Here is a 10,302-nt window from a genome sequence, read left to right as displayed (position 1 = left end):
CGTGCCATAAAATACTCCATATATTGATGTTTATAACATCATTTGGGGAGCAAAATATCACTTATAAGTGTTGTTCAAATTTCCTGATCCACCTCTGCAATTTAAAAAATTTGCAGATGCATCATCTAAGCGTTGGTTTACTCGTGCATGGGCAGACAAGGTTTTTGGTGGTTTTACCAACAGTGCAAGTATGAATGGCGATAAGCAAGTGACATTAATTTCGTTACACACTTTGGCTTCACAGCACGGTGGTATTTGGGTCAGCCTCGGTTTAGCACCTTCAAACACTAAAAGTGCTACACGTCAGGATGTGAACAGCTTAGGTGGGTCTGTGGGCTTATTGGTTCAATCACCTGCTGATGCCAGTGTTGATGAAATTCCAAGCGGTGATTTAGAGACTGCAAAACAATATGCAAAACGTATCAAAGCGATTACGGAAAAATTTATTGCATCATAATTGCAGTTGATATGACTGAAATAACAAAGGCGCATAAAGCGCCTTTGTTATTTGATTACAAATGCAATAATCAATTATTCATGTTCATTATGTTGTGGTGCAGGGTAGCGGAAACCACGAGTTTTATAGGCTAAATATGCTACACCTAATACAGCCCATGCAAGTCCGAGTTTTAATGCCATTTCATCAATTTCTAACCACATCAAGAATACACTGGCAAAACCAAGAGACGGAATCACCACATAATTGATGATTTCTTTGAGTGATTTTGTTCTGCCATCACGTAAGGCGTAGCGTGAAATCACGGAGAAATTCACAAAACTAAAGGCTGTTAAAGCACCAAAGCTAATTAAATTGACAATATGCTCAAGGTCCAGAAAACCCGCCGATAACGCAACAACACCGACAATCAAAATATTATAAGTCGGGGTATGTAATTTTGGACTGATGTGACCAAAAATCTTTTTGTTAATCACGCCATCACGACCCATTACATACATCAAACGTGATACCCCAGCATGTGCAGAAATACCAGAAGCCAGTACAGCAATGACCGCAAAATACAACACTAACTTTTTAAATGCGATGCCTGTAATTGCCGTTAGAATTGTTGCATTGCCAAGAGCTTCAAGCATCACAGGTTGAGACTCATCCAGCGGATTAAAGTAAAGATTGGCATTACTTGGGAAAAATAGCTGAATAAAATAGGTACTAAAAATAAAGATAATACCCGCGATCAACGCTGTAGAGAAAATTGCTTTTGGTAAGGTTTTTTCAGCATCTTTGGTTTCTTCTGCAAGGGATGATAACGCATCAAAACCTGTGAAAGAGAAACAAAGAATCGTTGCACCACCGATTAACGCACCAATTGCAGTCATTTCACTCCAGAATGGAGCAAGTGACCATAGTTCAGCTTTATCTGGGTTTAAGGTGCCATCTGCGTAAATACCCTGAGTTAGCAGTAAATAAACTTCATAAACAAAGTAGAAAATGATCGCAAGTTGCACCACAACAATGGTACTGTTAAATCGAGCAACAAAACGTGAACCAAATAGGTTGATCACAGTCATAATTGCAGTTAGTGCTATGACCCAGATCCAGTTATTCACATCTGGGAATAAGGCTCTTAAGTAAATATCAGCCAAAATGATGTTGACGAGTGGAGATAATAAATAATCTAACCAAGAAGACCAACCCACCATAAAGCCGACATTCGGGTGAATCGATTTTTGCGCATAGGTATAAGCAGACCCTGACGAAGGGTAGCGCTTGATCATATGACCATAACTGATAGAGGTCAGAAGAATGGCAACAAGCGCAAAAATATAAGAAGTTGGAACATGTCCATGGCTTCCGTCGGACACTAAACCAAAGGTATCAAATAAGGTAAGTGGCTGAATATACGCTAGACCAATAATGATAATATGCCACAGCACAAGATTTTTTTTCAGTTTTGCTGTGGATTGAGTCCCAGAGATATCTGTCAACGGCGTTATCCTCTTAATCGTTGATCAAGGATCAGTCATATTTATAAGGATCGTTTGAGACGAACGATCCCCCCTAAGAATAAAACAAAAGTGCGCCAATCTACTCTAAAAGGTCACATTTGTCAGTAACTTTGTTCGCTTTTTTAGCAGAAAACGTGCCATCTTGATCAAAAAATAAGTGACTGCCGATTCTGCAAGATAAAAGCCCGATGTTTAGATAAACATCAGGCTATTTACTATCGGGGGCTGTCAACATTTCATCTGGGGATGACATCACTGCAAATATAGACTTAGTGCCAATAGCTCCCTCTATATTGTCGCAATTTTAGACAATTACCAAGCTTTTTCTAAGATCGACTTTAAATCTTTAAAAGTAGCTTCTTTCGGATTGAAAATAATTGAGCCATCATTGAGTGCTTTTTCAGCAACTTCATCCAGCTGTGCTTGAGTGACTTTGCCTGTTTCACTTAGGGTGCGTGGTAGTTTGGTCAAATGATAGAGACGATCACGCATGGTATTTAACGTTTCAATGGCCTTATCTGCACGCTGGTTAGCAGGCGTTTGTGCATAAATATCAGCACCAGCAAGTGGCAGCAAGAGATCGGCAATCTTGTCACCATTGAGGTCTTTGTTGTATTCCAACACATAAGGAAGAAACAGATTCATACATAAGCCATGAGGCAAATGCGCAACTGCACCTAAAGCATGGCCAAGTGAATGTACAATACCAACCATCGAGTTAGAGAATGCGATGCCCGCCATTGTTGATGCCTGAGCAAGTTCTAAGCGACCTGTTGCATCACTAGGGTGATCCAGTACATCAAATAAACTATTGCTAATCTTCTTGATGGCAGCAGTTGCATATGCATCAGAAATTGGATTGGCTGCAATACATGTGTAGGCTTCCACAGCATGCGTCATTGCATCCATCGCTGTCATTGCAGTCAAGTGTGGTGGCAATGTTTGAGTCATACGCGGATCAAGAATAGCCGCATGTGGCATTAAGTAATTCGAGGCAAATGCCATTTTGACATTTTTTTGATTGTCCGATACCACGGCTGCCAAGGTCACTTCTGAACCTGTACCTGAGGTCGTGGGAATGACAAAAAATGGTTTAAGTGGGCGAGGGAGGTTGTGAGCGCCTGAATACTTCAGCAGATCATCACCACCTTCTGAGACTAAAATATTTGCTGTTTTAGAGGTATCAATTACTGAACCACCACCCACAGCAATAATCGCATCACAGTTATTTTCACGATAAGCTTGCGCAGCGGCACGGACTGTTTCAAGGCTTGAATCAGGTGGAACATCATCAAAAATAATGCCAATTTCAATATCTGTAGATTCAAAAGCAGCTTCGATAGGGGCCAAAAGGTGATTTGCACGTACTCCTTTATCAGTGATAATCATGGGACGCTTAGCGCCTAATGATGCGAGTTCGAAAGGAATATGTTCGAGTGCAGCATGACCAGCGATCACTTTTACAGGACAGAAAAATTCGTAATATGGTTTAGCCATGTGTTAAGCACTCCCTTTTAAATATGATTGGGCAACTTTGAGATAGATATTTGCAGCACCCGCCAATTTTTCTTTTAAGCTCAATTCTGATGGATATTCTTTTACAGCGAGCTCTGCGACCAGTTTAGGTAAAATTAATGCTTCCATTTTATTCAGACAACGGACTAAACGGATGGCATGTGCTACATCTCCGTCTGCAATCATACGGTCATTTGCAAAAGCTTGAGCTGTGCTTTCCTGAAATGAAAAGACTAAAAAAGCATGGTGAACATGTTTGAAAATAATCGACAGATCTGGTTTGCCATCTAAAGATTTAACGAGTTCAAGTTGCTTGTTTTGGTTGACTCTGGCAATAAATGAAGCGCCATTTGGAAAAACTTTCATGGATAATGTAAAACCAACAGGGAGTACTGATACTTCATGTTTAATTTCATCATCAACTTGACTCGCCATAACCAAACCTCTGCCAATCACATCCATCATGAGTTTGACATAGGCTTGTTCTAAAGCGGGTTTGATAGATTTACTTGAAATCACTCGCTAATCCCTTATATAAAATTGTACTTTTGTTTTAGAGTAATTACTCTAATTTGTTTTCAGATAAAAATAAAGCGATTTATTTGTGAATGACTTCATGGTCATTTGATTTTTTATCAATGACTTTAATATCACTAAAGTAACCACTCTGTTGAAAATACTCAATCACATCTTTCGATAGTTGGCTGTAATCAGGGTGGTTTGTGATCAGATCACAGACGCGGACCATTTCTAAACCTGCATAACCACACGGATTAATGGTATGGAAGCCGTCTAAATTACAATCAATGTTTAATGCTAAACCATGATAACTACGACCTTTACGGATTTTAAAACCGAGTGAACCAATTTTACGTTCATTGACATAAACACCCGGTGCATCAGCTTTGGCATAGGCTTCTATATGATATTTCTTGAGCAGATTGATCATTAAATTCTCTGCATAAGTGACCAATGTACGTACATTCCATTTCAAGCGGTTTAAATCAAACATGAAATAAATCACCATTTGACCGGGACCATGCCATGTCACTTGTCCACCACGATCTGATTGAACAACAGGGATATCACTGTGCATTAAAATATGCTCAGGTTTTCCTGCTTGCCCCTGAGTGAGTACATCAGGATGTTGCAATATCCAAAGTTGATCTGGAGAATTTTCATCACGTTGTTCAGTAAAAGATTTCATTTCCTGAAAACGCTCGGCATAAAGCGTCAAGTCTTGATATTGACGAATAATCAGATGTGGTTTTAGAACAGCATCGTTCACAGACAAGTGCCCTTAAAATATAGAAATCGCTTTAATTATAAAGAAATTTAGTTTGGAAAAGTGAAAGCAATTGCTGATCATTTGCAAATAAACCAGAGGGGCATATTACCCTCCTTAAAATCCTGACGCATAAAAAAACACGCCATTGGGGCGTGTTTTTAAGTCATTTCAGCATTACAACGCAGTACGAATATGTTCGCAAGCCGCAAGGTCAGCATACAAGGCATGCACTTGCTCTAGTTCTTCAAAACGTAGCTGGGCTGTAATCGAATGATATTTACCTGTACGTGATGGTTGTACAACAAGTGTCGCTTCATTAAATTCAGGGAAATGTTTTACCAAAATTTCAACTACAGCACCACGTAATTCTTCACCCGCATTACCAATCAATTTAATTGGGTAATCCATTGGAAAAACCCAAAGATCTTCTTGTAATTCGCGAGATGGAGTGCGGTCTAACATTTTTTCACCTCTAATTTATCAACAATGCCTGCATAAGTGCAGGCATTGTGTTTCTCTTAAATACTTAATGGGGTTACTCGATTGATTTTCAAGTCCCGAAAGTATTCATAGATTGAACAACTTCAAATTAGTCATTTTCAAGGAACGAACGTAAATGTTCTGAACGAGAAGGATGACGAAGTTTACGTAAAGCTTTTGCTTCAATCTGACGAATACGTTCACGTGTTACATCAAACTGTTTACCCACTTCTTCCAAAGTATGGTCGGTCGGCATATCGATACCAAAACGCATTTTTAAGACTTTCGCTTCACGTTCAGTTAAATTTTCAAGTACTTCACGTGTAGCTTCTTTTAAGCCTTCTGAAGTCGCAGCATCAACGGGTGAAGTGATGTTGCTATCTTCAATGAAATCACCAAGATGAGAATCTTCATCATCACCAATTGGAGTTTCCATAGAAATAGGTTCTTTGGCAATCTTAAGAACCTTACGAACTTTGACTTCGTCCATTTCTAGACGTTCACCTAATTCTTCAGGTGTAGGTTCACGCCCCATTTCTTGAAGTAATTGGCGAGATACACGGTTGATCTTGTTAATCGTTTCGATCATATGCACAGGGATACGAATCGTACGTGCTTGGTCCGCGATCGAACGCGTAATTGCCTGACGAATCCACCATGTTGCATAGGTCGAGAACTTATAACCACGACGGTATTCAAACTTGTCTACCGCTTTCATCAAACCAATATTACCTTCTTGAATTAAATCCAAGAATTGTAATCCACGGTTTGTGTATTTTTTCGCAATTGAAATTACCAAACGTAAGTTGGCTTCAACCATTTCCTTCTTGGCACGACGAGCTTTGGCTTCACCAATCGCCATACGTTTAGAAATGTCTTTAATTTCTTTTACGTTTAGATCAAGGTCTTTTTCAATATCAGCAATTTTTTGCTGGAATGCCAAAACATCAGGTCGAACTTTTTCTAAATAGCCTTTTTGTTCAGCAGGTGCCTTTGCAATTTGTTCATCTAACCAAGCTGGGTTTGATTCTTGACCTGGGAACGATGTACGGAATTGTGTACGGTCCATACGACCGCGGCGAACTGCATAACGCATAACCTCGCGTTCAGAAGTACGAATTTGTTCATGCGTACCACGAATCATTTCTGAAATGATGTCAAATAAACGTGGCGTAAATTTAAACATCATAAACACAGTTGCCAGCGCTTCCATTGCCTCAGTCCCTTGGGTACTGTTACGGCCATGTTGAGCAATTGCTACTTTTGCATTATTCCAAACAGCTTCTAATTCTTCAAAACGCGCTTTTGCAATTTCTGGATCTGGGCCAGATTCGCCTTCAGAATCATCATCACTTTCAGATTCTTCTTCTTCATCTTCATCATCCAACTTAACTTCTTTCGTTGGTTTTGCAGACGTATCTACTTCTTCAACGATAACTTCAGCTTCGTCTTCTAAAACCTCGGGAATCACTTCGTCAGATTCAGGATCTAGATAGCCTGATAAAATATCAGCAAGGCGACGCTCGCCAGTTTCGTAATCTTTATATTCTTGTAAAACAACTTCAACAGCATTTGGCCAATAAGCAATCGAATGTAAAACGTCACGAATACCTTCTTCAATCCGTTTGGCAATACTAATTTCGCCTTCACGTGTTAAAAGTTCAACGGTACCCATTTCACGCATATACATACGTACCGGGTCAGTTGTGCGACCTGGTTCATTTTCTACAGAGGCAAGTACTGCAGCAGCTTCTTCTTCTGCAACTTCATCGCCAGCTTCGCTATTCCCTTCAAACATTGCATCATCTGTTTCTGGTGCGCGTTCATGAACAGGAATACCAACGTCTTGAAGCATTTGGATAATGTCTTCAATCTGTTCGCTTTCGGTGATCGAGTCTGGGAGATGATCGTTAACCTCAGCGTAGGTTAAGTAACCTTGTTCTTTGCCTCGGCTAATAAGAGCCGCTACTTGGGAAGTAGGGGAATGCATTTCGCTCATCTTTACTCTCTTCTCGTTGAATCTGTGGCAATGAAAAACCGTGCATAAGCGCACAATTTCTTAAAATATATCTTTGAATAGCTCGAATATCTCATCGGAAGAAATCAGCATAAGACTGTCCGATAAAATATTTAGAAGTTAAATTCAATCAAATAGGTGGGGGTGAAATTGTTATTTTCAAGATCATCCCATGCGTATTCTATTCAGAAAGTGTCATAAAATAGTAAGACGCAGGGTGGATTATATCATTACATAAAATAGGGGCCGAAAAAAGCCCAAATTCGCATTTAAATGTAAAAAAAACCAAAAAAACTTGACAAGTTTTCTGAAGACAGATAAATAGCGCCTAGACCCATTCACTTTTTTTCATTATGAGGTAGTTTTAGTGTCTTCTACAGATTTTGAACTAGATGATAACTACGGTGATGATGATGTTAGTTTCGATGAGTCATCAAGCAAAATTAGCGCCAAAGAATCTTTAGAAAAGCGACGTTTGATCGATGATTTACTTGCTCAACGTCGTTTAGAAAAAGATTTAAAAGATTTTGATTATGACATTGATGATGACGATGATTTTGATGATGAAGATTAAAAATTCATTGGGCATGGCGTGGGAAAATGCTATGCTTAAATCTGATACAAATTTATTGGAAACAAAATGAGTGCTTTAGATTTAGACCTACTGAGTGATTATCTAGATGGTGACCAAAACGAATTTGGTCTAGATTTCGCAGCGACTCATGGTTTCTTGTGCGCAATTGCGGTTGGTCCTACTTTTGATAAATGGCTTGATGAGCTATTTGATAATAACCAAAAGAAAGTTCCAGCAGAAATCATTGTACAAATCAAAGCATGGCTTGAAGCGATTCGACAAAACTTAGCCAATGAAGAAGGAATTACATTTCCTTTTGAAATTGAAGAGGCTGATGTTGAATCAAGCTTAGGTGACTGGAGTGTTGGCTTTGTTGATGCAATGTTCCTCAATGAAGAAGCTTGGTTTGCACCAGAATATGAAGATCAAGTTGTCGATCTCACATTACCAATGATGGTGTTTAGTGGAATTGATGATGAAGATCCTCAAATGGAATCTTTCCGCCGCAATGGTCAGTTAATGGATGAGATTGCTGAAGAAATTCCTGAAAATCTAAATGAAATTTATTTGATGTACCACACACCAAATTAATTTGCGCGTATAAAAAAAGCATGCTCACTGAAAGTGGCATGCTTTTTTTATTGATGATTTACGCCAATAGTTAAAACCGTGCAAATAATAGGCTACAACCTAAAATAAACAGTAAAAGGCCAATCACACGATTGATCACCACTTGGCGATCTAAAATTTTATTTCGTATGCTGGGATGTGCACAAAATAAGACAATCAAGCCAAACCAAACAAAATGACTCAACGAAATAAACGCACCATAAGCAAAAAGTTGAATGGTCGAACTTCCTGTAGAAGTCATCAGCTGAGCAAATAAACTGATTACAAATAAAGTTGTTTTGGGATTGAGGCTATTGGTTAAAAAACCATGTTTAAACGCTTGCCAGCTACTGATACCAACACCAATTTCATCCAGTTTTATTTTTGACTGGGTAAATGTTTTATAGCCAAGATAAATTAAATAAGCAGCGCCAATATATTGAATTGTTTGTAAAAGATAGGGCATATGATTTTTTAAAAAACCCAGACCAAGTAGGCTATAACCCACATGTATCCAGACACCACAAGCAATCCCTAGTGCTGTACTTAATCCAATATTGCGACCATATAAATAACTGTTTCTAGTCACGATAGCAAAATCAGCGCCAGGACTTATTACTGCCAAACAGGTGATTAAGATCACAGCAATCATTTCATTCACTCATGTATCCTTTTTCACACAGTTTTAATTATTTTTATATTTTTCATATATTTGTGTTGGATTAAAACGATAATATTTTGATGAAATGCATGATTTTTTGGAATGAGTGATTCTTGCCTTTGAATTCACTCAAATTTCTCAATTGGTTGGACGTTTTGAGTGCATTGAACATGTGGTGATTTTTTACGATTGCTATGGTGTATTTACTGCGGTTGGGTGAATTTTATACGGTGATGCTATTTATATATGGATTGTGTTTCAGTTGGTGGGCATAAGAAAATATAAACGATAGGCTTATTTTATAAGTTCTATTAAAATCTATTAATCAACATATAGCTGCTTTCATCCTAGAGTTTTCTAAAGGACGAGGACGCTTTCAAGATCCATTTCGCCTGATCATTTTGATTTATGAAAGCCATAATGTTTTTGTGATTTTTTGGAATTCGCTGATTATTTGTTAGACAGCTAATGTTAAGAACATAGAGCTTGGCCAAGCAAAGACAAATTTGTCTGCTCGACTCAATGCACACAACTCTCAATGTACACAAATAGTATGTTTTAACTGAATGCTGGGAGCACAATGTTTTTAGCGCGCTTTTGATTTTTTATAAAAAAAATAAGCAACTAAAATTAAGACAATGCCAATGATCACATAGCCTACGCGACTAAAAATTTGTTGCATGAGTTCTATATTGTTTCCAAAATAATAACCCACACATGCAAGAAAGGTGGTCCAGATAATTGTCCCTACGCCGCTATAGAGCATAAATTTCCAAAAAGGCATATGACTCATCCCAGCAGGGATACTAATCAAAGAACGAACTGCAGGAACCATTCGTCCAAAGAAAACCACGCGATGTCCATATTTTTCAAACCAATCTAAAGCTTTTTTGACCTCGTCAGATTTGATAAAAAGATATTTACCGTAGCGGTCAACCCAATTAAAAATACTTTGATTTGGGATTTTTCGCCCCACCCAATACAACAATGCTGCTGCTACCAGTGAACCGATGCTTCCTGCGATAATCACACCCGATAATAATAATTGACCTTTAGATGCAGCAAATCCAGCCGATGGCATAATCACTTCTGAGGGAATTGGCGGAAAGACATTGTCTAAAAACATCAAAAGAGCAATACCGAAGTAACCAAGTTGCTCCATGATCGAAATAATCCAATCAGTCATTTTATAT

Annotated in this window: 10 protein-coding genes and 1 pseudogene; 3 read left to right on the top strand and 8 right to left on the bottom strand. The window is 38.6% G+C overall.

From position 1 onward, the window contains the following. Positions 1–91 precede the first annotated feature (91 nt). A pseudogene (locus ACG916_RS20270) lies at positions 92–457 on the top strand (flavodoxin family protein); the annotation flags it as partial. 74 nt (positions 458–531) lie between these two features. Here ACG916_RS20270 and ACG916_RS20265 read toward each other — a convergent pair. The 6 genes from ACG916_RS20265 to rpoD all read right to left on the bottom strand — a co-directional run bounded on the left by ACG916_RS20265 (position 532) and on the right by rpoD (position 7,301). Next, on the bottom strand, positions 532–1,944 hold the full coding sequence (locus ACG916_RS20265) for an APC family permease (RefSeq protein WP_004722537.1): 1,413 nt from the start codon (positions 1,942–1,944) through the stop codon (positions 532–534). Positions 1,945–2,277: 333 nt separating this feature from the next. Then, complete coding sequence (locus tag ACG916_RS20260; protein WP_336952774.1) at positions 2,278–3,462, bottom strand: iron-containing alcohol dehydrogenase; 1,185 nt, start codon at positions 3,460–3,462, stop codon at positions 2,278–2,280. Positions 3,463–3,465: 3 nt separating this feature from the next. Continuing rightward, entirely contained in the window at positions 3,466–3,999 is a 534-nt protein-coding gene (locus ACG916_RS20255) for a hypothetical protein (RefSeq protein ID WP_336952772.1), read from the bottom strand. 79 nt (positions 4,000–4,078) lie between these two features. Continuing rightward, on the bottom strand, positions 4,079–4,768 hold the full coding sequence (gene lipB, locus ACG916_RS20250; protein ID WP_336952771.1) for a lipoyl(octanoyl) transferase LipB: 690 nt from the start codon (positions 4,766–4,768) through the stop codon (positions 4,079–4,081). 174 nt (positions 4,769–4,942) lie between these two features. Further along, positions 4,943–5,230 (bottom strand): YbeD family protein, encoded by a 288-nt coding sequence (locus ACG916_RS20245; RefSeq protein ID WP_004722529.1) that lies wholly within the window; start codon positions 5,228–5,230, stop codon positions 4,943–4,945. 127 nt (positions 5,231–5,357) lie between these two features. Beyond that, complete coding sequence (rpoD, locus tag ACG916_RS20240; RefSeq protein WP_336952768.1) at positions 5,358–7,301, bottom strand: RNA polymerase sigma factor RpoD; 1,944 nt, start codon at positions 7,299–7,301, stop codon at positions 5,358–5,360. A 331-nt stretch (positions 7,302–7,632) separates the two neighbouring features. Here rpoD and ACG916_RS20235 point away from each other — a divergent pair, with 331 nt between their 5' ends. Further along, positions 7,633–7,839, top strand: a complete 207-nt coding sequence (locus ACG916_RS20235) for a PA3496 family putative envelope integrity protein (protein WP_004722524.1) — start codon at positions 7,633–7,635, stop codon at positions 7,837–7,839. Between the two features lie 66 nt (positions 7,840–7,905). Then, complete coding sequence (locus ACG916_RS20230; protein WP_004722523.1) at positions 7,906–8,430, top strand: YecA/YgfB family protein; 525 nt, start codon at positions 7,906–7,908, stop codon at positions 8,428–8,430. Between the two features lie 70 nt (positions 8,431–8,500). On the opposite strand, the gene ACG916_RS20225 is transcribed toward ACG916_RS20230, so the two are convergent. Together ACG916_RS20225 and ACG916_RS20220 are read right to left on the bottom strand one after the other, a co-directional pair. After that, positions 8,501–9,109: a LysE family translocator gene (locus ACG916_RS20225; protein ID WP_336952766.1), complete on the bottom strand. Its 609-nt coding sequence runs from the start codon at positions 9,107–9,109 to the stop codon at positions 8,501–8,503. Between the two features lie 586 nt (positions 9,110–9,695). Further along, positions 9,696–10,271: a DedA family protein gene (locus ACG916_RS20220; RefSeq protein WP_336952764.1), complete on the bottom strand. Its 576-nt coding sequence runs from the start codon at positions 10,269–10,271 to the stop codon at positions 9,696–9,698. Positions 10,272–10,302: the final 31 nt, after the last annotated feature.

The organism is Acinetobacter legionensis (genome assembly GCF_048552295.1).
Classification (GTDB): Bacteria; Pseudomonadota; Gammaproteobacteria; order Pseudomonadales; family Moraxellaceae; genus Acinetobacter.
The sequence above is the reverse complement of the archived record's forward strand: the minus strand, read 5'-3'. Positions and strand labels throughout refer to the sequence as shown.

Excerpts from the sequence above, each read along its gene's own strand:
- ACG916_RS20245 (WP_004722529.1), bottom strand. The coding sequence starts at position 5,230 with ATGTTAGACCGCACTCCATCTCGCGAATTACAAGAAGATCTTTGGGTT.
- ACG916_RS20220 (WP_336952764.1), bottom strand. The coding sequence starts at position 10,271 with ATGGAGCAACTTGGTTACTTCGGTATTGCTCTTTTGATGTTTTTAGAC.
- ACG916_RS20230 (WP_004722523.1), top strand. The coding sequence starts at position 7,906 with ATGAGTGCTTTAGATTTAGACCTACTGAGTGATTATCTAGATGGTGAC.
- ACG916_RS20260 (WP_336952774.1), bottom strand. The coding sequence starts at position 3,462 with ATGGCTAAACCATATTACGAATTTTTCTGTCCTGTAAAAGTGATCGCT.